This window comes from Rhodococcus sp. UNC23MFCrub1.1, assembly GCF_000686025.1.
Taxonomy (GTDB): Bacteria; Actinomycetota; Actinomycetes; order Mycobacteriales; family Mycobacteriaceae; genus Rhodococcoides.
The window spans coordinates 257,965-281,425 of the sequence record NZ_JMLQ01000006.1 but is presented as its reverse complement, the minus strand read 5'-3'; the positions used below and the strand labels follow the sequence as shown (position 1 = coordinate 281,425).

The window sequence follows — 23,461 nt, the reverse complement described above, 5'->3', positions numbered from 1 at the left end:
ACCGGTCGGCCCACTTCTTTGCGGTGGTCGGTGAGACCTGGAAGCGTTCGGCGGCCCGCCGGATGGACCAGTGGTCGTCGACGATCGAACTCGCGAGCTTCAATCGTCCCTTAGGGGTGAGGGAGGCGTTAGCGTGGGACACGAGGACCTCTCGGTTGTCGGTGCAGTTGTGGTAACCACACCGATACCGGAGGTCCTCACCTCTCTGTTGTCGCCACGCCGTCCACAACGTCCCTGGCCATTACAGCTAGCGCGCACCGTCCCACACCGTGCGGGTGTCGGGCCGCGGGTCGTTCACCACGGCCGGCTCCGTCCCGAACATCTTCACCGTGCGCTCGGACCCGTACTGCGCCCAGCCGGGATCGCCGTCGCGCACGAAGTCGACCCAGGCACGGTGCATCTCGTCGGCGACCGCCTGCGGCGGGTTCGGCCCCGTGATGCGAGCGGTCTCGGGCTTGCCCAGCACGTCGAAGACGAACGGGATCTCGAGCGCATGGCACGCGCCGAGGTTCCCGTCGAACAGCGGCGAGCGCCAGGTGAACTCGTAGACGTGGGCCGGGTGCGCCTCGGCGACGCGCACGGCGGGGATGCGGAAGAACCAGTCGGTCATGACCGCGATCATGAGTTCACCGGGCGAGGCGTCCGGATACCGATCGCGGTACGTGTCGAGCACCGACGGGTCCAGTCGATACCCGGCGAGCACCGTCCGCAGGTAGTCCTCGGTGATGTGCGGAACGATGCCGGCGGGCACGAGGAAGAACGCGTGCTCCTCACTGGTGGTGCCGAGCAGGAGTTCGACGTCGGCGCCCGCACCGTCGGCGATGCGCGAATACGGCAGCGCAGGAACGACATCACCGTCGATGCACGGCTCGAACGCCATCATGTTCAGTGCCACCTCACCCCACGCGCCGCTCGACGCCTCCGTGGCGATGCGATCGGACAGGGTGCGCTGGGCGTCGACGAGGGCGTCGACGGGTACCGAGCCGAGCCCCTCCACCGTCGCCGGAACGCCGAGGGCCGACGCCAGCGCGGCCGAGACGGTGCCCGCGGTCTCCGCCGAGATGACGTGATGGCCGGCGCCGCTCTGCAGGACCGCGCGGTGGAACAGCCCCTCCGCGCGGGGCATCGACAGCAGCGTGCCGACGCTCATGGCACCCGCGGACTCTCCCGCGACGGTCACCCGCGCCGGATCGCCGCCGTACGACGCGATGTGGTCCCGGACCCATTCGAGCGCCGCGACCTGGTCCAGCAGACCACGATTGGCGGGAGCGCCCTCGATCTGCGCGAAGCCGTCCACGCCGAGCCGATAGTTGATCACCACGGCGACGACGCCGTCCCGCGCGAAGGCGGTGCCGTCGTAGGCGGGTACTGCGTTGCTGCCGTTCACGAAGGCGCCGCCGTGGATCCACACGAACACGGGCGCGGAGCCGGCGACGTCCGGCGAGTACACGGCGACGTTCAGGCACTCCTCGCCGGGCACCACGGGCTCGCTGAGGATCTCGCTGGTGGGCGGCCGGTACCCGACCTTCGGGACGGTGGCGCCGTGCTCGAGGGCGTCGCGCGTGCCGGACCACCGCGGCGGCGCGGTCGGCGCCTGGAATCGGTGCGGTCCGAACGGCGCCTCGGCATAGGGAACTCCGAGGAACGAGGCGATGCCGTTGTCGGTGCGACCGCGCACCTGGCCCTGGGCTGTGTCGACGGTGATCGTGTCCATGGCTCATGAGTACCACCCCGAGTGCCCCCACACCCCTCACATGACGCGAACACCCTCTCCAGCACGCTGGAGAGGGTGTTCGGGTGGTACAGGGAGTGTCAGCCGGCGGCAGGCTCGGCCGCCCGCAGATCCTTGCGCAGGATCTTGCCGGACGCCGACTTCGGCACCGTGTCGATGAACTGCACGCGGCGAACCTTCTTGTGCGGCGACACCTTCTCGGACACGAACGTCATGACGTCGTCCTCGGTGAGCTCGGCGCCCTGCTGCAGCACGACGAACGCCTTCGGTACCTCTTCGCCCTCGTCGTCGAGCACGCCGATGACGGCCGCATCGGCGATCTGCGGGTGCGTGAGCAGCAGCGACTCGAGCTCGGCGGGCGGCACCTGGTAGCCCTTGTACTTGATCAGCTCCTTGAGCCGGTCCACGATGCTGACGCACCCACGACCGTCGACGACGGCGATGTCGCCGGTGTGCAGGTACCCGTCGGCGTCGAGCGTCTCGGCCGTCGCAGCGTCGTTGTTCAGGTAGCCGGCCATGACGTTCGGGCCCTTGATCCACAGCTCACCGGGCTCGCTGACCTTGTCCGAGCCGGGCTCCGGGTAGGCCACCTCCTCGCCGGTGGCCGGATCGACGAGCTTGTTCTCCGAGTTGGCGACGGCGGTGCCGCAGCTGCTCAGCGGCATGTCGTCGCCGTCGAACGGGATGGCGTGCGAGACGGGGCTCAGCTCGCTCATGCCGTAACCCTGACGCACCTTGGTCTTCAGTCGCTTCGCGACGGCGTTGCCCAGGTTCTCGTCGAGGGCGGCGGCACCGGAGAACACCATTCGCACGCTGGAGATGTCGTACTGGTCCACCATCGGGTGCTTGGCCAGTGCGACGGCGACGGGCGGCGCGATGAAGAGGTAGGTGATCTTCTTCTCGGTGGTGAGGCTCAGGAACTGTTCGAGATCGAAGCGCGGCATCGTGACCAGCGACGCGCGCACCTTGAGGCCGAGGTTGAGCAGCACGGTCATGCCGTAGATGTGGAAGAACGGCAGCACGGCGAGCAGGACGTCGTCCCGGTTCGCGCCCATGCGCGGCTCGATCTGCGACACGTTGGCCACCAGGTTGCGGTGCGTGAGCATGACGCCCTTCGGCCGTCCCGTGGTGCCCGAGGAGTAGGGCAGCACCGCGAGGTGGGTCGACGGGTCGAAGCTGACGTCGGGCGCCTGTGCACCCTCGGTGAGGAGGTCGCGCAGCGACTCGTGGCCCTCCGCGCCGTCGAGCACGACGATGCGATCGGCCGACAGACCGACCTGCTCCGCTGCGGCCTTCGCCTGCGGGAGCAGCGGCGAGACCGTGAAGATCATGGTCGCGGACGAGTCCGTGAGCTGCTTCGCGATGTCCTCGGCGTTGTACAGAGCATTGATCGTCGTGGCGATCGCACCGGCGCGCAGGATGCCGTGGAACACCGACGCGAACGCCGGCACGTTGGGCGAGTGCACCGCGACCACGTCGCCGACCTTCACTCCGCGCGAGGCGAGTGCGCCTGCGACACCGTTGATCTGACCGACGAGAGTGCGGTAGTCGGTGACGGCGCCGCTGGGGCCGTCGATCAGGGCGGGGCGCGCGAGGTCGTCCTCGGTGAGGTCACCGAAGAGGAACTCGTAGACGCTCTGCTCGGGAATCTCGACGTCGGGGTACGGGCTGCGGAAACTCATGGAACTCCTCATCGGCACAGCAGGGACGACAGAAAGGCAACCTTAATGTGTCGGGCGGTCACATAAACATCCTTCGGACATTCCGGGTGACAGCCATCACACGGAGGAGCCTACCTGCACGGTGTCCGAATCAGTCCCGGTCGTCGTCGTCCGCTCGGTCCGCCGGCTGTACCCAGGACGTGGGCCCGTCGTCCGGCCTGCCGTTCACCAGATGCTCGAACGCCTTCAGGTTGTTCAGCGACTCGCCGCGCGAGACGCGCCACGCCCACTCGCGGCGGATGGACTCGGCGAAGCCCAGTTCGAGCAGCACGTTGAAATCGCCGTCGGCCGCCTCGAGCACCTGCCCGAGGATGCGGTCGATCTCGTCTCCCGTGACCGCGTGCGTCGACATCTTGCCGACGAGGTAGATGTCGCCGATCTTGTCGATCGTGTAGTGCACTCCGTACAGACGGCGGTTGCGCCGCAACAGATATCGGTACACGCCCTCGAAGTTCTCGTCGGGCTTGCGGCACACGAAGGCCTCGATGCGCACGCCGTGGTTGCCGACCGTCAGCATCGTCGAGGTCTTGAGCTTCTTCTCACCGGGAAGGTCCACGACGAACTGCGTGTCGGTGGCCCGGGAGTAGTCCAACTCCCGGTCGGCCAACACCGAGTCGATCAGTTCCGTCACCTGGTCGGTCGTCGTCACAGCGCTCTCACCGGTCCTGTCCGTCGTAGTCGCCACAGACCACGGGGTCTGCGAGGCGAGAACTCACCCGTCGGTCTCTCGACACCCGCGGTACGGCCGAATCTCCACGCCGCGCGGGCGTAGGTGTCCAGCAACGCGTCCGAGGTGTGTTCCCACGAGAAGTTCTCCGCATGTCGTGAGGCATTCGACGCCATCACGGTGCGCAGACGGTCGTCGGCGAGCAACGACTGCACCGCGGTGGCCCAGTCGGCCGGATCGTGGCCCTGCACCAGCACGCCGGTCTCCCCGTCCCGCACGGCCACACCGAGGCCCCCGACATCCGCGGCGACCACCGGGACACCGCACGCCTGGGCTTCGATGGCCACGAGACCGAAGGACTCCGAATAACTGGGCACCGCAACGAGATCCGACGCGCGGTAGACGTCCGCCAGCCTGTCCGGGGGTTGCGGCGGGAGGAACGTCACCCGATCCTCGATGCCCAGCCGGCGACTCAGCTCGATGAGGGAGTCGGGCCGTTCCAGACCGGTGCCCGACGGGCCACCGACCACCAGCACGCGCACGCGCGACGACGGGTCCCGCCGGTGGATCTCGGCGACGGCCGCGACGAGGACGTCCGGCGCCTTGAGAGGTTGGATCCGTCCCACGAACGACACGAGAGGGTCGTCGGCGTCCAGCCCCAGGGAGCGTCGAGCGGCGGCGCGATCGCCCGGCCGGAACATGCTCAGGTCCGCTCCCGGCGCGACGACGTCGATCTTGTCCTCGGCCGCGTCGTACAGATCGACGAGGGCGCGGGCCTCGTCGAGAGTGTTGGCCGTGAGCCGATCGGCTTCCTCGACGACCTGCTTCTCACCGATGCGGCGGGCCGCCGGTTCCGGCTTGTCCCCCGCCGCCACCGACAGGTTCTTCACCGCGGCGAGCGTGTGCGCGGTGTGCACCAGGGGGACCTTCCACCGGTCGCGGGCGAGCCAGCCGACCTGCCCCGACAACCAGTAGTGCGAGTGGATCATGTCGTAGTGGCCCGGCTCGTGCCGTGCCTCCTCGCGCAGGACGCCCGCGGCGAAGGCGCAGAGCTGGGTGGGCAGGTCGTGCTTGTCGAGACCCTCGAACGGGCCGGCCGCGATGCTGCGCACCAGTACGCCGGGCGCGGCCTCGACCACGGGTTCGTCACGGGAGGACGTGGCGCGGGTGAAGATCTCCACCTCGACTCCGCGCGCCGCCATCTGCACGGCGGTCTGCAGGACGTACACGTTCATGCCGCCCGCGTCCCCCGTGCCGGGCTGCGCCAGCGGAGACGTGTGCAGCGACAACACGGCTACCCGATGCGGGCTGTGACGGCGGACCACCGTTCCAGTGTGCCCTGTCCGATTGCGTCGCAGGTGCGCGCCCACCCGGTCATCCCCCTACGGGCGTGCCGACACATGCGCGGGAACCCGCCGACATTCACAGCGCCGGGAACACGTACGCCACTGCCCCGCGGGAGTCATGGAAACATGTCGGAGGACCCTGCTAACTTCGCACACATGTTCGAACAGGGGTGGGCGACGCAGGATCCGGAGGCCATGGGACTACCCGGAACGCTCCTCGACGCACCCGCGAACACCCTCCTGTCCACGATGTCCTACGCCTCGGCCGGACTGTCCTATCTCGAATGGACCCGATACCGGGCCGCAGCGGAACTGCACACTCAACTCGTCGTTCCTCACGAGATGTCCGATCACCGCCGGATGGATGCGACGACTCACTGCGCCGCCCGCATCTCGGCCGTCCTGTCCGTCAGCCAGGGCGCCGGAGAAGGCATCCTGACCCGGGCAATTGCACTCCGAGACCGGCTTCCCCGTAGCCGAGTGCCTCCGCGACGGCCTCATCGCCCCCAAACACGTCCACACCATCATCGGCCGAACCGACCTCGTCGACGGCACCACGTACGTGCGGGAAGTCGACACCGAGATCGCCGCGGCCCTACAGCGACGCGGCTCGTGGTCGGACAAACGCATGCGGGACATGATCGACCGCATCGTCTACCGCCACGATCCCGACGCCGTCAGGGAACGACGTGTGCTCGCCGAGAACAACCGCAGCTTCTGGATCGACGCGGGACCCGACGGCATGGCATACCTGGGCGCAACCATGACAGCCGACAATGCCGTCGTCGTCGCTGCCGCGGTGGAGGAGTTGGCCGGACGCGTGTGTCGCAAGGATCCTCGCAGCAAGGGCGCCCGTTCCAGCGACGCCCTGTTCGCCCTCGCCACCCGCACAGCGTACGAGTGCCGGTGCGACGATCCGGACTGCTCCGCGCCCGGGTGGACCGGTGAGGACGGCCTGCTCACGTCATTCATCGTGCACGTCGTCACGGACTCCACCACCATGGCCGGCGACACCGCCGCCGACGGCAATCCAGGGTTCCTCGTCGGCCACGGCGTCATCTCGCCCGACCACGTCGCCGACCTCGCCGATCGTGCCGACGCCGTCATCCGCCCCGTCTCGACCACCAACCCCGCATCACAGCCCGCCGATCCGTACCGCCCCTCCAGCGCCCTCGACACGTTCGTGCGCATCCGCGACCAGTACTGCACCTGGCCCGGCTGCAACCGTGGGGTGTGGACCGGCGATCTCGACCACATCGCGGAGTACGACCATGAGAATCCCGACGGCGGCGGCCAGACGACCGACGTCAACCTCGGCGGCAAATGCAGGTTCCACCACAACGTGAAGACGTTCGGCGACTTCGTCGACGATCAGTACACCGAGGACGACACGGGACGCGTCGTCTCCACCGTCACCACGCCCGAGGGCCTCGTCGTCCCGGGGCCGGCGCACAACGGATACGACATCCACCCCGGACTCGCCGACGTCACCTTCGAGTCGCCCGATCCTCCACCACCGAGTCCGCCCCGCACTCCCCCCAGCAGACGCCGCACACGTCTGGCGGACAAACATGCCCGCCGGAGGAACGAACGCAACCGCAACCGCAACCGACGGGCCCGCGAAGTCGCCGACACCGACGACCCCCCACCGTTCTGACATGCATCACGTGTGTGGACTAACCCAGAGAGTCGACGAAACCCGCCAGCTCGGACAGGAAGCGGGCCGGGTCCGCGACGAACGGACCGTGATCGACGCCCTCCCACCACGAGGTCGACGCACCGGGCACGACGGAGGCGGTGTGCCGACCCGCGCCGACGTCCACCACCGTGTCCGCCGTGCCGTGCATCACCAGGGTGGGGACGTCCAGCGCCGCCAGCGTCTCGTCGTGTCCCACGTCGCGCCGGAACACCGCGGACCGCACGCGTGGACGCGTCGCCAGGCTGGCGCCGAACAGTGCCTGAGCTGCGGCGCCGTGTCCTTCGCCGGGTCCGGTGAGGGCGTTGCCGAAACTCGCGAGCGCCCTGATGGCCACGCGCGAGTCCTCGCTCATCGCGCCGGGGATCGCCGCACGCATCGCCGTGCCGACGGCGCCGCCGGGTCGGTCCGGACCGATCGCGGTGATCGCCGCGACGAAGACGACACCCGCCACCGCACCGGTGCCGTACACCGACAGGTAGTCGCACAGCACCAGACCGCCGTAGGACCAGCCCAGCAGGACCGCACCCGAGCGGATGCCCTCCTGCTCGAGAACGGCGTGCACGTCCCCGGCCCACAGCGCCGACCGGTCGTAACCGACGTCGGGGGCACCGGACATGCCGTGCCCGCGCAGGTCCACCGCGATGACGCGGTACCGCTCGGACAGGTCGGCGAGGAGGTCGTCGCCCCAGCAGGCTCCGGTCTGGGCCCAGCCGTGCAGCAGCACCAACGGTCGAGCCGAGACGTCTCCCGTGACGCGGTAGACCAGAGATGTTCCGTCGCGCCCGAGCGTCTCTCGTATTGCCATGCCACCAACATATTGGGCGCACGTTGTGGGATGTCAGAAGGGCTCGTGCAGCGGCCTGAGCAGCGTCGACTCGTCGGTAAAGTTCCGTCGTGACCGAAACACACCAGCGCTCCATCTCGCCGAAGACGGGCGAATGGCGTGACCTCAACCGGTACTACTGGCCGTGGGCTCTCATCGCTCCGATGCTTCCGCTCATCTCCGTGGGCATCGTCTTCGGGCTGCAGTGGTGGGCACCGGGAGTGTCACAGGTCGCGTGGTGGTCGGGTCCCCTGTTCCTCTACGTCGTGGTCCCCATCGCGGATCGCATCGTCGTCCCGTTCGACGAGAATCCGCCCGAGGATCTGGTCGAGTCTCTCGAGGCCGACTTCTGGTATCGCGGCTGCGTCTACGCCTACATCCCCATGCAGTTCTTCGGCATCGGGCTGTCGTCCCATCTACTGACGGCCGACGACCTCTCGTGGCTCGGGCTCGAGAACGGCCTGTCACTCGCCTCGAAGATCGGCGTGGCGCTGACCATCGGACTCGTCGGCGGCATCGGCATCAACACGGCGCACGAGCTCGGTCACAAGAAGGTCGAGTACGAACAGTGGCTCTCGCGCATCGTGCTCGCGCAGAGCTTCTACGGGCACTTCTACGTCGAACACAATCGCGGGCATCACGTCCGGGTCGCCACTCCGGAGGATCCGGCGAGCTCGCGTCTCGGTGAGACCCTGTGGCAGTTCTACCCCCGCAGCGTTCTCGGCGGATTCCGTTCCGGGTGGGCACTCGAGCGAGATCGTCTGCACCGCACCGGGAAGCGCACCTTCTCCTTCTCGAACGCGAATGTCACCGCCTGGCTCATGAGCCTCGCCCTGTGGGGTGCGCTGGTCGGCGTGTTCGGTGTCGAACTGCTGCCGTTCCTGGTTCTGCAGGCGGTGTACGGGATCTCGCTGCTCGAGGCCGTCAACTACCTCGAGCACTACGGGCTGCTGCGGCGCACCAAGGAGAACGGACGCTACGAGCGCTGCACTCCGGAACACAGCTGGAACAGCGACTACGCCGTCTCCGACATCTTCCTCTACCACCTGCAACGACACAGCGACCATCACGCCAACCCCACGCGCCGGTACCAGGTGCTGCGGAGCATGCCCGAATCTCCGCAGCTCCCAGCGGGTTACGCGCCCCTGATCCTCGTGTCGTACTTCCCGTTCCTGTGGCGGGCGCTGATGGACAAGCGCGTGGTCGCGCACTACGACGGCGACCTCCGGCGCTCCAACATCCAGCCCGCGAAGCGGGAGAAGTACCTCGCGAAGTACCCCGCGCCGACGCGGTAGCTACTTCTTCCGGCGCCGACTACCGCCGTGCCAGTCCTGCTGCACGCCCGCCTCGTCCTCGCTCACACCGAGAGCCCGCAGCTGGGGTAGCTCCCGCAGACTGCGCTTCAGCTCCGCGAATCCCGGGAACCGTGCCAGTCCCACGACGTGGTCCCACAACTCGACCGCGTCGTCGTCCGACGGGAGCCGGCTGATGACCGGGCCGAAGAACGCCACGCCCTCGGGCGGCTCGACGTGGATGATCGGTGTTCCGACGTCCTTGCCCGTGAGCGACAGCGCCTCGTCTGTCGACGCCTGGATCTCCTCGTCGAACGACGTGTCGTCCAGTGCCCGGACGTGATGCTCGGGCAGGCCGAGGCCGGCGAGGATCGGTGCGAGGAACTCGGCCGTTGCGCGGTGCGCGTGAGCACCGGCCTCGTCGGGCACCGGCTCCGCATCGAAGATCCGCGCGCCGAGCGCGGCGTACAGCGGGCCCATCGCCTCCCGGCCGTGCTCGGCCCGCACGCTCGCGGCAGCCCGGAGCAGCCGGAGTCCCGCAGTGTGTCCCGCCTCGTACTCCGGCGGGAAGTGCGTCGCGTAGTCGATGTGCGCGTTGAGTTGTCGCAGGGAGATGAAACTCCAGTCGACGGTGCAGTCCCGTTGCGCCTGGACGAGGCGGACCCACCTGCTGGTCATCCAGGCGAACGGGCACACCGGGTCGAAGTAGAACCGGAGATCGGGTGCTGTCATGTCCGCAGTATTCCCCGTGCGATCAGCGCTGAGCGTCGATCTTCCGCATCGTCACCACGGGATCGGCGTAGAGCGAGCCGAGGGACACCGCCGCCGCAGCGTGGTCCTGCACGCGCTTGCCGAAGCTGGTGATCCGCACTCGCCGCGACGTCGCGACCGAACTGGAGGACTCGAACGCGGCCTCGACGCGCTCCATCGCCGCCGGATACGCGGTGAACGCCTGACCGCCCACCTGCACGCTGTCGGGGTTGACGACATCGTGCACCAACGCCAGTGCGCGACCCAGCGCATCGGCGCGGTCGTTCAGAAGTCCCTGTGCCACAGTGGAACCCGTGCGCGCCGCCAGGTACACCGCAGCGATGGAACGCTCCGACTCGTCCAGCAGTCCGGCGCGCTGCGCCGCGGCCACGACGGCCCGATCGCTCACGGTCGCCTCGAGGCATCCCGTACGCCCGCAGTCGCACACGACGTCCGAGCCGGTCGGTAGATGAGCGATCGACCCCGGGCCGCCCGCTGGGGTGTGCACCCGACCGTCGATGGTCAGCGCCAACCCCGTCATCTCCCGCGCATAGAAGTACAGCGACGTACCCGGCCGGCCGCCGACAGACCCACCGGCCTCCGGCCTTCCCGCATCCTCGGGGGCCGACTCCGTCGCGAGCAGCAACTCCGACGCCGCCATCGCCTCGACGTGGGGCGCCACGGCCACCACGGCACCGAGCCGCTCGCCCAGGACCGCGCCCACCGGGGCGTCGGACCAGGCGAGGCGAGGGTGATCGACGGTGCCCTTCTGCACGTTCACGCGGCCACCGATGGCGACACCCACGAACAGGATGCGGCGCCGGTGCCACCGTGCGGCGAAGGACGCGGCACTCTCCGCGATGGAGCGCAGTGCGCCGGCGTGCGGGCCGGAGGGTGTGGCGATCTCGACGCCGCCGAGCACGGTGCCGCGCAGGTCGACGGCGACGATGCGCGTGGTGGTCGCGCCGATGTGCACCCCGAGGGTGCATTGCCCTTCGTGGTCCACCTCCACCGGAACGCGGGGACGCCCGACGGCGCCGGACGTGGACAGATCGGCACGCTCACGCAGCAGCCCTGCGGCGATGAGCGCACTGACGTGGCGGTTGACGGTGGCGGTGCTGATGCCGGTGGCCGAGACGATGACGTCGCGCGACACGGGGCCGCGCTGCACCACGGCGCGCAGGACGACGGCGGCCGGAGTGTCGCTGACGCGCAGTTCGGGCGCGACGACGCGCGCCGGCCTCGGCCGGTGGGGACGTCCGTACGGGGACCGCGTGGCGGAACCCGGCGTACGAGGAGCAGAACTCTGGGCGAGAACGGTGGGGGCAGACATGGGAATCCCTCGAAAGCGAGACGGATGGGCCGGGAGCCTGGGAACGAGGCCGGTCACACCCGATCGTCAGACCTCACATGGAGGTCGTCCGTCGACGCGCGATCAGACTCGTGAGAGACCGCGTCGACAACAGAGTTCGCGAGCGAGAGGCAGACGGGAACCGAGCGCGGCGGTCACATACGTGACCCGCGGTGCGGACTTCCTCGCTGGTGCCATGACCGAAAAGTAGCACCGATGTCGCCGCGCTGCAGAATCGCCTGTTTCGCTCGAGGTGATTCGAAGGGTGGACAACCTGCGACTTCGGCATCACAGTGAGCCCATGAAGACCGTGAAACTGGGCGCGAACATCGGCGCACGCATCGACGACGTGCGGATCGGCGGCGATCTCCCGGACGAGATCGTGCACGAGATCAACGAGGCGCTGCTCGAGCACGAGGTCGTGTTCTTCCGCGGCCAGCATCACGTGGACGAGAAGGTGCAGTACGCGTTCGCCGAGCGGCTCGGGATCCCCACCACCCCGCACCCCACGGTCCGGTCGCGCGGAACCCGCACTCTCGCCATCGATTCCACGTACGACAAGGCGGACAGCTGGCACACGGACGTGACGTTCGTCGACCGCGTGCCGAAGGCATCGATCCTGCGGGCCGTGCACCTGCCCCCGTACGGCGGTACCACCACCTGGGCGTCGGCGACCGCCGGCTACGAGCAGCTGCCGCCCGCGATGAAGGCCCTCGCGGAGTCGCTGTGGGCCGTGCACACCAACATCTACGACTACGCGGCGACCGCTGCCGAGAAGTCCGTCACGTCGACGGCCGAGCGCTACCGCGCGGAGTTCCGCAGCGAGTACTTCGAGGTCGAGCATCCCGTGGTGCGCGTGCATCCCGAGACGGGGAAGCGCGCGATCCTGCTGGGCCACTTCGCCAAGTCGTTCCCGGGCCTCTCCTCCAAGGAGTTCCGCGCACTCTTCGAGCTTCTGCAGGATCGGGTGACCCGCCTGGAGAACACCATCCGGTGGTCGTGGGAGCTCGGCGACATCGCCATCTGGGACAACCGGTCGACCCAGCACTACGCCGTCTCCGACTACGACGACCAGTACCGCCGCCTCGAGCGCATCACCCTCGCGGGCGACGTTCCCGTCAGCGTGCAGGGCGAGTACTCGCGCGTCATCGCCGGCGACGCGTCGGGCTACAGCGCGATCGCGAGCTGACGCGATCTAGCCTGGTTCCCATGACCAGCGTTCCGACGACACCGTCGACCCAGACCGACCGCCCCACCGCCGTCGTCACCGGAGCCAGCTCCGGGATCGGCGCCGCCACCGCGCGGACACTCGCCGCCGGCGGTTATCACGTGGTCGTGGGCGCCCGCCGCGTCGACCGCCTCGAGGCACTGGCCGAGGAGATCGACGGCACCGCCCTCGCCCTCGACGTGACCGACGAGGACTCCGTCGCGGCCTTCACCTCGGTGCTGCCGCGTGTGGACGTCCTGGTGAACAACGCGGGCGGCGCGAAGGGCCTCGCCCCGATCCTCGAGGCGGACCTCGACGACTGGCAGTGGATGTGGGAGACCAACGTCGTCGGCACGCTGCGCATGACCAAGGCGCTGCTGCCCAAGCTGATCGAGTCCGGTAACGGTCTCGTCGTGACCATCACGTCCATCGCCGCGTTCGAGACGTACGACAACGGCGCCGGGTACACCACGGCCAAGCACGCACAGGGCGTGCTGCACCGGACGCTCCGCGGCGAATTGCTGGGCACGCCCGTGCGTCTGACCGAGATCGCTCCGGGCGCGGTGGAGACGGAGTTCTCCCTCGTCCGCTTCGACGGTGACGAGGAGAAGGCCGCGAAGGTCTACGAGGGCATCGACCCGTTGGTGGCCGCCGACATCGCCGAGGTCATCGGCTTCGTGGCGTCCCGCCCCTCGCACGTGAACCTCGACACCATCGTCGTGCGCCCGCGCGATCAGGCCCCGAACGGCCGTTTCAGCCGCCGGACCTGATTCTCACGCGGCAGTCCAACTCTCACGCGGCAGTCAGGGCGCTCATGCTCTGCCACGTGGGCCAGTCGATCGCCCAGTCGTAGATGTCGCCGTCCGCCGCCGAGAGATCGATGCGCGTGCCGGTGACCTCGACGGGGTCGCCGTAGACGGCCATCTGGAAGTACGTCTGCGCGTCCTCGGTGGAGAGGTTGATGCAGCCGTTGGTCACGTTGGACGAGCCCTGTACTCCCGTGGTCAGCGGATTGGCGTGGATGAACTCGCCGTTGTTCGAGATGCGGGTGGCCCACCGTTCCCGCACGTTCTCGTAGTACGGCGGGTTGGACATCAGGAAGTCCTCGTACTTCTCGGTGACGACGTGGATGCCGCTGCGCGTGACGTTGCGGTCCTCGTTGCCCTCGCCGTAACTCACCGGGATGTCCATGACGGTCTGGCCGTCGCGGACCACCTGCATGCGGTGACTGGTCGCATCGGCGACGACGACCTGGCTCCGACCGATGGTGAAGTTCACCGTGACGTCCGAGTCGCCGTAGGCGCCGCCGCCGTAGTTCACGCCGTAGAGCTTCGCCGACACGTCGACGGTGGTGCCGGGGGCCCAGTAGTTCTGCGGACGCCAGTGCACGCGGGACCCGCCGTCGTCGGGCAGCCAGGCCCACGAGCCGGCCGTCGGCGGATTCGTGGTCACCGTCAGCGCCTTCTCGACCGCCTTCTTGTCGACGATCGCGTCGTCGAACTTCAGGATGATCGGCGCCGCGACACCGACCTCCTGGCCGTCACCGATGTTGGTGGAGACCGACGTGATCGACTGCGGCGCCACCGTGCCGAGAGTGCCCTCGACCGGCACCGGCTTGCCGTCGCTGCCGACTGCCGTCCCTGCCCACGTGTAGACCGCGTCGTACCCGAGGGGCTCGGTGACGGTGAACGTCGTCTTCGCCGGGTCCAGCGTTCCCGCGACGGCGCGGCCGTCGGCGGTGGTGAGCGACACGGCCTCGAAGGTGCCGTTCGCGACCGAGACGGAGATCGGAGCGGTGGGTGAGACGTCGGTCGCACCGGCCGCCGGTGCGTAGGTCACCGCCGCCACGGGCGCGGCCTCGGTGGTCGGCGCGGCGCTCTCCGAGGACCCGGGTGTGCCGGAGCACCCCGCGACCAGCGCGATCACGAGTGCCAGCACGGCCAGGACGGCTGCGTACGGTGTTCTCCCCTGCATCTTCACGGGGACGACGTTACCTGTGGCAACAGACCGATCAGTCGAGCGTGCAGTTCACCAGGCGGCACTCGGGGATCAGCGTGATTCCGTACTTCTCCTGCACACCCGCGCGCACGTGCGACGCGAGGGCGGTGACGTCCGCTGCACTCGCGCCGCCCCGGTTGGTGACGGCCAGGACGTGGCGGGTGGAGAGGGTGGCCCGTCCGGTGCCGACGCGCTCGCCGTACCCGCGGGAGAACCCGGCGTGCTCGATGAGCCAGGCAGCACTGAGCTTGATGCCCTTCGGGTCCGTGAACTGCGGCGATCCGAGCGCCTCGGGCGGTACGGACGACACGATCGGGTTCAGGAAGAAGGACCCGACACTCCACGAGTCGTGCTCCGCCTCGTCCCACACCATGCCGCGATCGGTCCGCAGAGCGATCACGGCATCGCGCACCTCGCGCGCCGAAACGCTCTCTCCGATGCGCACGCCGAGCCGCTCGGCGAGCGCCGCGTAGCGCACCGGCGCCGACTCGTCGCTGCGTCGGAGCGCGAACGTGACATCCACCACGACGTAGCGATCGGTGTACTTGAAAGCCGACGACCGGTGCGAGCCGAAGCCGCAGCGTGCGTTGTCCCACACCTCGACCTCGCCGCTCTCTCGGTCGAGCACCGTCACCGACTCGAGCCAGTCCGACGTGGAGGCGCCGTACGCGCCGACGTTCTGCACCGGCGTTCCGCCGGTGCTGCCCGGGATGCCGGAGAGTGCCTCGATGCCGGCGAGTCCGTGGTCGAGCGCGGTGCGGACGACGAGATCCCACTCGACTCCGGCGTCCACGTGCATGCGAGTGCCGTCGACCCGGAGACCGGACGTCGCGACGCGGACGACGGTGCCGTCGAAGCCGTCGTCTCCGACCAGCAGGTTCGAGCCACCGCCGATGACGAGCACCGGAGTCCCGGCGGCGTCGGCGCTGCGTACGGCGTCGACGAGCTCCTGCGAGGCGGTCGCCTCGACGAGACGTCCGACGGGGCCACCGACGTGGATCGTGGTGAGGTCGGCGAAGGACACGGGGCGGTGCGCGGCCGTCGCGGAGCCGGGATCGCCGGTCTCCGGAGCCGTCGCGGACTGGAGGGGACTGCTCGTCACGGGGGTGAACGCTACCCGGCTGTCCCCCCGCCTCGTCGTGAGCACCGGGTGTTCGCGCCTACCATGGTCACCGAACCAGGTTCCATATTTCGGGAGGATTCACGTGCAGGTCACCAGTGTCGGACACGCGGGATTTCATATCCAGACGTCTGCGGGGTCCATTCTGTGCGACCCGTGGGTCAATCCGGCGTACTTCACGTCCTGGTTCCCGTTCCCCGACAACTCCCAGCTGGACTGGGACGACCTGGGCAACTGCGACTACCTCTACGTCTCGCACCTGCACAAGGACCACTTCGACCCGAAGCACCTGGCGAAGCACGTGAACAAGGACGCGGTCGTGTTGCTGCCGGACTACCCGGTGCCGGACCTGCGCACGGAGCTGGAGAAGCTCGGCTTCACGAAGTTCTTCGAGACGACGGACTCGGTCAAGCACACGGTGTCCGGCCCCAAGGGCGACCTGGACGTCATGATCGTGGCGCTGCGTGCCCCGGCCGACGGACCCATCGGCGACTCGGGCCTGGTGGTGAGCGACGGTGAGACCACCGCGTTCAACATGAACGATGCCCGGCCCGTCGATCTGGACATGATGACCGAGGCCTTCGGCCACATCGACGTGCACATGCTGCAGTACTCGGGCGCCATCTGGTACCCGATGGTCTACGACATGCCGCAGCGCGCCAAGGACGCGTTCGGGACGCAGAAGCGGCAGCGTCAGATGGACCGGTGTCGGCAGTACATCGAGCAGGTCGGCGCCACGTGGGTCATTCCGTCCGCAGGTCCCCCGTGCTTCCTCGACGACGAGCTGCGCTCGCTCAACGACGTCTACGGCGATCCGGCGAACATCTTCCCCGACCAGATGGTGTTCCTCGACCAGATGCGCCGCCACGGCCACGACAAGGGCCTGCTGATGATGCCGGGAACCACGGCGGACTTCTCGGGTTCCGAACTGAACGAGCTGGCGCACCCGCTGCCCACCGACGAGGTGGAGGCCATCTTCACCACCGGCAAGGCCGACTACATCGAGGCGTACGCGCAGCGCCAGGCCGACGTCATCGCGGCCGAGAAGGCATCGTGGGCGACCGCGGCGGGCGAGCCGCTGCTGGGGCCGTTGCGCGCACTGTTCGAGCCGATCATGGCGCAGACCGACCAGATCTCCGACGGCATCGGCTACCCGGTGGAGCTGAATCTGACGGGCAGGCCGGAGGCCGGTCGACCTCCGGTGGCTGCCGACAGAGTGGTGCTCGATTTTCCGAAACGCATCGTGCGCGAACCGATCCAGGACGAGAAGTTCCGCTACACGTTCGAGATCCCGGCCGAGCTGGTCCGCACGGTGCTGCGGGACGGGGAGTCCGACTGGGTCAACTCGATCTTCCTGTCGACGCGGTTCCGGGCGAAGCGGGTCGGTGGCTACAACGAGTTCCTGTACACGTTCTTCAAGTGCCTCACCGACGAGCGCATCGCCTACGCGGACGGCTGGTTCGCCGAGGCACACGACGACACGGCCACCATCGTCAAGGACGGCTGGGAGATCCAGCGGCGCTGCCCGCATCTCAAGGCGGATCTGTCGAAGTTCGGTGTCATCGAGGGCACCACGCTCACGTGCAATCTGCACGGCTGGGACTGGAACCTCGAGACGGGCAAGTGCCTCACGTCGAAGGGCCACCCGCTGCGGTCCGAGCGCGCCGCACAGAGTTAATCTCAGCTCATGCCACGCAGGTTCGATCACACGGTCCCGTCCACGCTCGCCGCGTCCGACGTCCACGCCGCCCTCACCACCGAGCAGTACTGGACCGATCGGCTCGAGGCCGTCGGCGGCCCCAAGGCACAGCTGAACGACGTGACCGTCGCAGGCGACGACGCGGACAGCCGCACGGTGTGGGTGTCGATGACCCAGGCCATCGCGGAGGAGTTCCTGCCCGGCGCCATCACCAGCATCCGCCCGGGCGATCTGATCATCCACCGGACCGAGTCCTGGGGTTCTCTCGACGCGCAGGGTGCCTCGGGCACCTTCGAGGCCAAGGTCGAGGGCGCCCCGGCGTCCATCACGGGCACCCTGGCACTGCGCTCGAAGGGCTCCGCATCGAGCCTGACGGCGACGGGTCAGGCCGAGGTCAAGGTGCCGATCTTCGGCGGCAAGATCGAGCAGGCGGTCATCGAGCAGGTTCTCGCGCTGATCGACGCCGAGCAGGAGTTCACCGACACCTGGGCGCCGGAGCACCTCTGACTCACCGGTAACCTCATCGACCATGGCACGTCGCATGAACTACTCGGCTCGTCTCCCGTTCACCACAGAGCAGGTGTACGGGGCGCTGACGACGCGTGACTACTGGGACGCGGTGATCGAGGAGCTGCGCAAGTACTCGGAGAACGAGCTCACGCGCTTCGAGGTCACGGCAGACGGTGTCGACGTGGTCATGCGGCACATCATTCCGCGCGACACGCTGCCCGACGTCGCGCAGGCGGTGATGAAGAAGGACATGGTCATCACCCGCAACATCCATCACGACGCGTACTCGGAGACCACCGCCGGGAAGTACGACGCGTCGATTCCCGCCGGCCCGGGCAGCCTCACCGGCACGACGTCCCTCTTCGCCACCGAGGCCGGCTCCACGTTGCGCACCACGTCCGAGGCCAAGGTGTACATCCCCTTCATCGGCGGCAAGCTCGAACAGTTGATGCTCGTCAACCTCGTCGATCTGTGGCGGGGCGAGGGCGAGGTCACGCACGACTGGCTCACGAAGAACGCCTGACCGGCGGGTGGGCCGGAGGCCGGTCGGGATGAGCGGAACGAACTGCTGGGCACTGTGATTTCCCGGATCGGTCCCGAGGGTGTGGTCACTCGAGGGACGACCAACATCAACCGGTTGCGGCGCAGTGATCGCCGGCTGGTGCACGATCCCGACGTCCGAGCGTTGCTCCGCGGAGCGACGCGTCCCCTGGTCGTCGACCTGGGCTACGGCGCCAGTCCGGTCACCACTCTGGAGTTGGCCGCGCGACTGCGCACCGTCCGTGCGGACGTCGCCGTCGTCGGGCTGGAGATCGACCCGTCCCGCGTCGTCCCCGATCGGGACGGTGTCTCCTTCCGCCGCGGCGGCTTCGAACTCGCAGGACTGCGGCCACACCTGGTGCGCGCGTTCAACGTGCTGCGTCAGTATCCCGAGGACGCGGTACCGGGTGCGTGGGCACGCATCACCTCCGCTCTCGCGGACGGCGGCCTCCTCGTCGACGGCACGTGCGACGAACTGGGGCGTCGGGCCACGTGGGTCACCGTGGACGCGTCGGGACCGCGCAGTCTGACCCTCGCGTGGGATCCGTTCACGGTGGAGCGGCCGTCGGACATCGCGGAGCGGCTGCCGAAGGTCCTGATCCACCGCAACGTCGCGGGCGAGCGCGTGCACGAGGTGCTGCGGGCGGCCGATCGGGCGTGGGACGTGGCGGCGCCGCTGGCACCGTTCGGACCCCGCGTGCGGTGGCGTGCGGCGCTGACAGCCCTGGCGGCACAGGGACTTCCGGTCACCGTGCCGCGCCGACGACTGCGGGACAACGTGCTCGAATTACCGTGGTCGGCCGTCGCTCCCGCCGAGGACACGCAGTAGCGCGTCGGCCTTGAGGTGCATCTCGTCCACCTCGTCCTGCGGGTCGGACAGCGAGACGACGGCGCCACCCGTTCCCACCGACGCCCGGCCGTCCGCGAGCACCACGGTCCGGATGACGATGGACAGGTCCGCCGCGCCGGTGAGCGAGAACCAGCCCAGCGCACCGGAGTACACGCCGCGCGGCCCGCCCTCGAGGCGGTCGATGATCTCCATCGTGCGGCGCTTCGGGGCGCCGGTCATCGATCCGCCCGGGAACGCCGCGCGCACACAGTCGACGGCCGAGAGCCTCGGGCGCACCCGACCCTCGACCGTCGAGACCAGTTGGTGCACATGGGTGTGGCTCTCCACGTCGAAGAGCACCGGCACGTGCACCGACCCGGGCACGCACACCTGATTCAGGTCGTTGCGGACGAGATCGACGATCATGACGTTCTCGGCGCGGTCCTTCTCGCTCGTCGCCAGGTCGAGGCGCGCGGCCGCGTCCTCCGCCGGCGTGCGCCCGCGAGCCCGAGTTCCCTTGATGGGCTTGGAGTCCACGACGCCCGACGCCGTGATCCGCAGGAAGCGCTCCGGTGACGCGCTGAGTATCGCCAGCCCGGGGAATCGCAGGAACGCCGCGTACGGGGCGGGACTGGCGCGCCGCACCGCGAGGTAGAGGTCGGCGGCGTCGCCGTCGAACGGCACGCTCATCTCGTTGGTCAGACAGATCTCGTAGCTCTCCCCCATCGTGATCTGCTCCAGGCAGTCCGCGATCGCCGCGCGATACGCGCCGTCGTCGTGCCGGGTGTCGATCACCGACGGCAGCGCGCCGAGGGGGGTGTCGGACACGGCCGGGCGACCGCGCTCCGAACGGGGCAGCGCGGTCACGGCCGCGGCGGTCTCGTCCAACCATCCGAGCGCCGCGGTGTCGTCGCCACCGACGAGTGTGAGGGTGAGCAGATAGGTGCACCGATCGCGGTGGTCGAGCGCGATGAGCCTGTCCGCGAACATCATTCGCGCATCGGCCGTCGGCGACGCATGCGCCGCCGCTCCGCCCGTCTCGGCCTTGAGCTCGTAGCCGAGGTGACCGACGTAGCCGAGTGCGAAGTCGAACGGCACCGCGGGCACCCGGTCGACGGCCCGCGCCGCGATCTGTTCCCCGAGGTGGTCGAGGAACGACGTGACCGTCTCCTCGGTCGTGCCGTCGGCGGTCGTCGTCGTCACGCACGAGGTGGCGACGTCGTACGACACGTCCTCCGCCAGTGGGCCGTCACCGGGTCCGAGATAGGAGAACCGGGCACTGCCGTCGAGCTCGGCGCTCGAGTCGAGCCAGAACGTGGACCGTCCGCGGAGTGGGCGCGCCACCTCCTCGGGGTCCGGTAGCACGTCGAGACGGCGCACGAGCACCCGGTAGCGGGGGTCGCGCACGACCGGGTCACGCGGCGCCACGGTCGGCGCGGAGGTGTGGGTGCTCGGGCGGGCGTCCCGCGCGAGGTCGAGAAAGTTGGCGATCACCTGCAGTCCACGTTCCGTGCCGATCGACTCGGGATGGAACTGCACTCCCCACAGCGGCCGTGACCGATGACGCAGCGCCATCATCACCCCGTCGTCGGTCCACGCCGTCGCCTCGAGCTCGTCGGGCAGGGCCGTGACGGTGAGGGAGTGGTACCGCACCACGCGCAGGGGCGACGGCAGGCCGGCGAAGAGATCGGTGCCGTCGTGCTGCACGTCGGACATCCGGCCGTGCATGGGCTCGGGTGCCAGATCGACGACGCCACCACAGCTGTCCGCGATGCCCTGATGCCCCAGACACACCCCGAGAAGCGGCAGACCACCGTCCCGGATCACCCTGCTGCTGACGCCCATGTCGGCCGGGCGACTCGGGCGGCCCGGGCCTGGCGAGACGACGACGGCGTCCACCCGGTCCAGCGGGAGGGAGGACCACCGGACGTCGTTGTGCACGACGATGGGGGCGGTGCCGGACACCTGCTCCAGGTACTGGGCCAGGTTGTGGGTGAACGAGTCGTAGTTGTCGATCAGCAGCGTGCGCATGAGAGGAACATCCTCTCAGCGCAGCGCCGTCTCCACCCGCTCGGCCACCCGGTCACCGCATTCCACAGCCTGCTCGAAGAGGTCGTCGACGACCAGTCGTCCGAGCACCAGACCGTCGGCTACCACTTCGTCGAGGGTGAACTGCGAGATGCCGCCCGCCGCGAGATCCAGCACGGTGCGCACCGGCGTCGTCATGCGGAAGGCACCGGAGAGCTCGATGTCCGCGCCCGTCAGGCGTCCCCGATGGATCGCGAGGCGCTGGTCGTGCGCTCGCGCCGTCCCGCTGACCCGGACGTGGACGAACTGCGGGTGCAGGCTGCCCATGCCGTGCAACTCGGCCGCACTCTGGTGGGAGATCACCGCGGTGGCGCCCAGCCACACGCACCACTTCGAGTACTCCTCGAGATCGTGGTTCGGCCAGTCCGACAACCGCAGCAGATCGGTCTCGACCCGCGTCCAGGATCCGTCGGCGACGTGCGCCTCGATCTCGGACGGCAGATATCCGGCATCGAGCGCGTGAGCTGCGGTGAAGTACCCGTCCTGTTCGGCGACCACGCCGTCCAGACGTTCCGCCACATCGTCGCCCGCCATGCTCGAAGAGCCTACGTGGTTGTGTCACGCGTCACAGAGAAATGGCGCTGTCGCCGTGCACCCGATCGGCCGGTCCACAGAGGAACCTCAGAGATGTCGTCCACACTGTCTTTCATGACTCACGACACCGCACCCAGACGACGCTCCCGGGTGCCTCTCATCGCCGGAGTGCTGGTCATCGTCGTCATCGCGGCACTCGTCGGTGGCGAGTTCTATGCCCGCAACCGCGTCGAGAACTGCCTCACGACCCAGTTCGAGAGCGAACTCGGCTCACAGATCGACGTCGGCCTCGGCCTGCAGCCCGTCCTGTTCTCCCTCGCGACCGAGAAGTTCTCGTCCGTCGACATCTCGAGCGACGACACGAAGTTCGGGCCCGCACAGGACATGCAGGTCCAGGCGACCGTGAACGACGTCGACCTCACCTCCACGGACACCACGTCCGGTCAGATCGGCAGCAGTTCGGCCGACGTCACGTGGTCGACCGGCGGCATCCTCGCGACCCTGCAGGAGCAGGGCGTCGGCAGCGTCGTGTCCGGTGTGACCAGCGATCCCGCGGCCGGAACGCTGAAGTTCGCCATCGTCGGTGGACTCGCGGAACTCACCGTGAAGCCCGTGGTGCAGGGCGACACGATCGAGGTCCAGACCACGGACGCGTCGATCCTCGGCATCGGCATTCCCACCGACCTCGCGGACAGCGTCGTCTCGGTGCTCACGGACAGCCTGCAGGCGTACCCGCTCGGCATGACGCCGGACGCCCTCGAGGTGACCGACACCGGGATCCACATGACCCTCAGCGGCGGCCAGTACACGATCCCCGCCGCGCAGGGCGGTCAGCAGCAGGTCACCTGCTAGTCGGCGAAGCCGTCCAACACGCTGCGGGTCCCGGACAGGCCCAGTCGGGTGGCGCCGGCCTCGATCATCGCTCGGGCGGTGTCCGCATCGCGGATCCCGCCCGACGCCTTGACACCCAGGCGGCCACCGACGGTGCGGGCCATCAGACTCACGGCCTCCGTCGACGCTCCACCCGCGGGATGGAACCCCGTGGACGTCTTGACGAAGTTCGCGCCGGCCCGCTCCGCCGCCCGGCAGCACTCGATCACCGCGCGCTCCCCGTCCGCCGACGCGAGCAGCGCCGCCGACTCGATGATCACCTTCAGGACGGCGTTCTCGCCCATCGCCTCCCGGACGGTGATGATGTCCGCCAGGACGGCGTTGAAGTCACCCTCCACCGCGGCGCCGACGTCGATCACCATGTCGACCTCGCGCGCCCCGTGCTGCACCGCCAGACGCGCCTCCGAACCCTTGATCAACGAGTGGTGCTTTCCGGACGGGAACCCCGCCACCGCGGCGACCACCAGGTCACCCGTGTCACGAACCGGGAGCATCGACGGCGACACGCAGACCGCGAGGACGCCCAGATCCTTCGCCTCCGCGACGAGCGCCCGGACGTCGGCGACCGTCGCCTCGGGCTTGAGCAGAGTGTGATCGACCATGCGGGCGACGTCGGTGCGCGTGAGGGTTGTCATGCGCTCCACCTTTCCAGACGGAGGCCGGT

The 23,461-nt window shown here is 68.8% G+C and carries 21 protein-coding genes and 1 pseudogene; 9 read left to right on the top strand and 13 right to left on the bottom strand.

Annotated elements, in window-relative coordinates; translation table 11 throughout:
• The 5 genes and pseudogenes from BR07_RS26665 to mshA form a co-directional block, all read right to left on the bottom strand.
• Positions 1-142 (bottom strand): annotated as a pseudogene (locus BR07_RS26665) (leucine zipper domain-containing protein); the annotation flags it as partial.
• Between the two features lie 105 nt (positions 143-247).
• A complete protein-coding gene (locus BR07_RS0116265; RefSeq protein ID WP_027506350.1) occupies positions 248-1,714 on the bottom strand; it encodes a carboxylesterase/lipase family protein in 1,467 nt (488 codons plus the stop codon).
• Between the two features lie 98 nt (positions 1,715-1,812).
• Positions 1,813-3,414: an AMP-binding protein gene (locus BR07_RS0116260; protein WP_027506349.1), complete on the bottom strand. Its 1,602-nt coding sequence runs from the start codon at positions 3,412-3,414 to the stop codon at positions 1,813-1,815.
• 130 nt (positions 3,415-3,544) lie between these two features.
• Positions 3,545-4,102: a YbjN domain-containing protein gene (locus tag BR07_RS25010; RefSeq protein WP_037186136.1), complete on the bottom strand. Its 558-nt coding sequence runs from the start codon at positions 4,100-4,102 to the stop codon at positions 3,545-3,547.
• Positions 4,099-5,478, bottom strand: coding sequence for a D-inositol-3-phosphate glycosyltransferase (gene mshA, locus BR07_RS0116250; RefSeq protein WP_442970354.1), 1,380 nt, complete (start codon positions 5,476-5,478; stop codon positions 4,099-4,101). The genes BR07_RS25010 and mshA overlap by 4 nt, the downstream gene beginning before the upstream one ends.
• A 436-nt stretch (positions 5,479-5,914) precedes the next feature.
• Here mshA and BR07_RS25005 point away from each other — a divergent pair, with 436 nt between their 5' ends.
• Positions 5,915-7,123 carry a DUF222 domain-containing protein gene (locus BR07_RS25005; RefSeq protein ID WP_051613469.1) on the top strand — a complete coding sequence of 403 codons (1,209 nt, stop codon included), beginning with the start codon at positions 5,915-5,917 and terminating at the stop codon, positions 7,121-7,123.
• Between the two features lie 19 nt (positions 7,124-7,142).
• Here BR07_RS25005 and BR07_RS0116240 read toward each other — a convergent pair whose 3' ends face one another.
• Positions 7,143-7,970, bottom strand: a complete 828-nt coding sequence (locus BR07_RS0116240) for an alpha/beta fold hydrolase (RefSeq protein WP_027506347.1) — start codon at positions 7,968-7,970, stop codon at positions 7,143-7,145.
• Between the two features lie 89 nt (positions 7,971-8,059).
• Between BR07_RS0116240 and BR07_RS0116235 the strand changes: the two genes are divergently transcribed.
• On the top strand, positions 8,060-9,283 hold the full coding sequence (locus BR07_RS0116235; protein WP_051613468.1) for an alkane 1-monooxygenase: 1,224 nt from the start codon (positions 8,060-8,062) through the stop codon (positions 9,281-9,283).
• Here the strand turns inward: BR07_RS0116235 and BR07_RS0116230 are convergent, their stop codons facing one another.
• Together BR07_RS0116230 and BR07_RS0116225 are read right to left on the bottom strand one after the other, a co-directional pair.
• Positions 9,284-10,012 (bottom strand): mycothiol-dependent nitroreductase Rv2466c family protein, encoded by a 729-nt coding sequence (locus tag BR07_RS0116230; RefSeq protein ID WP_027506345.1) that lies wholly within the window; start codon positions 10,010-10,012, stop codon positions 9,284-9,286.
• Between the two features lie 22 nt (positions 10,013-10,034).
• Positions 10,035-11,363: an ROK family transcriptional regulator gene (locus BR07_RS0116225; RefSeq protein ID WP_027506344.1), complete on the bottom strand. Its 1,329-nt coding sequence runs from the start codon at positions 11,361-11,363 to the stop codon at positions 10,035-10,037.
• Positions 11,364-11,682: 319 nt separating this feature from the next.
• Between BR07_RS0116225 and BR07_RS0116220 the strand changes: the two genes are divergently transcribed.
• Complete coding sequence (locus BR07_RS0116220) at positions 11,683-12,570, top strand: TauD/TfdA dioxygenase family protein (protein WP_051613479.1); 888 nt, start codon at positions 11,683-11,685, stop codon at positions 12,568-12,570.
• 20 nt (positions 12,571-12,590) lie between these two features.
• A complete protein-coding gene (locus tag BR07_RS0116215) occupies positions 12,591-13,358 on the top strand; it encodes an SDR family NAD(P)-dependent oxidoreductase (protein WP_027506342.1) in 768 nt (255 codons plus the stop codon).
• Positions 13,359-13,380: 22 nt separating this feature from the next.
• On the opposite strand, the gene BR07_RS0116210 is transcribed toward BR07_RS0116215, so the two are convergent.
• Both BR07_RS0116210 and BR07_RS0116205 read right to left on the bottom strand, forming a co-directional pair.
• Entirely contained in the window at positions 13,381-14,562 is a 1,182-nt protein-coding gene (locus BR07_RS0116210; protein WP_037186261.1) for a L,D-transpeptidase, read from the bottom strand.
• Positions 14,563-14,599: 37 nt separating this feature from the next.
• Positions 14,600-15,688: a UDP-N-acetylmuramate dehydrogenase gene (locus BR07_RS0116205; protein WP_081821349.1), complete on the bottom strand. Its 1,089-nt coding sequence runs from the start codon at positions 15,686-15,688 to the stop codon at positions 14,600-14,602.
• Positions 15,689-15,791: 103 nt separating this feature from the next.
• Between BR07_RS0116205 and BR07_RS0116200 the strand changes: the two genes are divergently transcribed.
• From BR07_RS0116200 to BR07_RS0116185, 4 genes are all read left to right on the top strand, one after another.
• Positions 15,792-17,384, top strand: coding sequence for a Rieske 2Fe-2S domain-containing protein (locus BR07_RS0116200; protein WP_027506339.1), 1,593 nt, complete (start codon positions 15,792-15,794; stop codon positions 17,382-17,384).
• A 9-nt stretch (positions 17,385-17,393) separates the two neighbouring features.
• A complete protein-coding gene (locus BR07_RS0116195) occupies positions 17,394-17,912 on the top strand; it encodes a DUF2505 domain-containing protein (protein WP_027506338.1) in 519 nt (172 codons plus the stop codon).
• A 22-nt stretch (positions 17,913-17,934) separates the two neighbouring features.
• Positions 17,935-18,438 (top strand): DUF2505 domain-containing protein, encoded by a 504-nt coding sequence (locus BR07_RS0116190; protein ID WP_027506337.1) that lies wholly within the window; start codon positions 17,935-17,937, stop codon positions 18,436-18,438.
• Between the two features lie 81 nt (positions 18,439-18,519).
• Positions 18,520-19,284: a class I SAM-dependent methyltransferase gene (locus BR07_RS0116185; RefSeq protein ID WP_442970351.1), complete on the top strand. Its 765-nt coding sequence runs from the start codon at positions 18,520-18,522 to the stop codon at positions 19,282-19,284.
• Here the strand turns inward: BR07_RS0116185 and pabB are convergent.
• Together pabB and BR07_RS0116175 are read right to left on the bottom strand one after the other, a co-directional pair.
• On the bottom strand, positions 19,243-21,315 hold the full coding sequence (gene pabB, locus BR07_RS0116180; protein ID WP_027506335.1) for an aminodeoxychorismate synthase component I: 2,073 nt from the start codon (positions 21,313-21,315) through the stop codon (positions 19,243-19,245). The two genes, BR07_RS0116185 and pabB, sit on opposite strands and share 42 nt — an antisense overlap.
• Positions 21,316-21,330: 15 nt before the next feature.
• Positions 21,331-21,906, bottom strand: a complete 576-nt coding sequence (locus BR07_RS0116175) for a type IV toxin-antitoxin system AbiEi family antitoxin domain-containing protein (protein WP_051613467.1) — start codon at positions 21,904-21,906, stop codon at positions 21,331-21,333.
• 114 nt (positions 21,907-22,020) lie between these two features.
• Here BR07_RS0116175 and BR07_RS0116170 point away from each other — a divergent pair, with 114 nt between their 5' ends.
• Positions 22,021-22,758: an LmeA family phospholipid-binding protein gene (locus BR07_RS0116170; RefSeq protein ID WP_027506333.1), complete on the top strand. Its 738-nt coding sequence runs from the start codon at positions 22,021-22,023 to the stop codon at positions 22,756-22,758.
• Here the strand turns inward: BR07_RS0116170 and deoC are convergent.
• A complete protein-coding gene (gene deoC, locus BR07_RS0116165; RefSeq protein WP_037186135.1) occupies positions 22,755-23,432 on the bottom strand; it encodes a deoxyribose-phosphate aldolase in 678 nt (225 codons plus the stop codon). The two genes, BR07_RS0116170 and deoC, sit on opposite strands and share 4 nt — an antisense overlap.
• Between the last annotated feature and the right edge of the window lie 29 nt (positions 23,433-23,461).

Bases quoted from the DNA above. Each gene is read 5' to 3' on its own strand.
- BR07_RS0116220 (WP_051613479.1), top strand. From the start codon at position 11,683: ATGAAGACCGTGAAACTGGGCGCGAACATCGGCGCACGCATCGACGAC.
- BR07_RS0116175 (WP_051613467.1), bottom strand. From the start codon at position 21,906: ATGGCGGGCGACGATGTGGCGGAACGTCTGGACGGCGTGGTCGCCGAA.
- BR07_RS0116170 (WP_027506333.1), top strand. From the start codon at position 22,021: ATGACTCACGACACCGCACCCAGACGACGCTCCCGGGTGCCTCTCATC.
- BR07_RS0116215 (WP_027506342.1), top strand. From the start codon at position 12,591: ATGACCAGCGTTCCGACGACACCGTCGACCCAGACCGACCGCCCCACC.
- pabB (WP_027506335.1), bottom strand. From the start codon at position 21,315: ATGCGCACGCTGCTGATCGACAACTACGACTCGTTCACCCACAACCTG.
- BR07_RS0116190 (WP_027506337.1), top strand. From the start codon at position 17,935: ATGGCACGTCGCATGAACTACTCGGCTCGTCTCCCGTTCACCACAGAG.
- BR07_RS0116260 (WP_027506349.1), bottom strand. From the start codon at position 3,414: ATGAGTTTCCGCAGCCCGTACCCCGACGTCGAGATTCCCGAGCAGAGC.
- BR07_RS0116240 (WP_027506347.1), bottom strand. From the start codon at position 7,970: ATGGCAATACGAGAGACGCTCGGGCGCGACGGAACATCTCTGGTCTAC.
- deoC (WP_037186135.1), bottom strand. From the start codon at position 23,432: ATGACAACCCTCACGCGCACCGACGTCGCCCGCATGGTCGATCACACT.
- BR07_RS0116210 (WP_037186261.1), bottom strand. From the start codon at position 14,562: ATGCAGGGGAGAACACCGTACGCAGCCGTCCTGGCCGTGCTGGCACTC.
- BR07_RS0116225 (WP_027506344.1), bottom strand. From the start codon at position 11,363: ATGTCTGCCCCCACCGTTCTCGCCCAGAGTTCTGCTCCTCGTACGCCG.
- BR07_RS0116195 (WP_027506338.1), top strand. From the start codon at position 17,394: ATGCCACGCAGGTTCGATCACACGGTCCCGTCCACGCTCGCCGCGTCC.
- BR07_RS0116265 (WP_027506350.1), bottom strand. From the start codon at position 1,714: ATGGACACGATCACCGTCGACACAGCCCAGGGCCAGGTGCGCGGTCGC.
- BR07_RS0116230 (WP_027506345.1), bottom strand. From the start codon at position 10,012: ATGACAGCACCCGATCTCCGGTTCTACTTCGACCCGGTGTGCCCGTTC.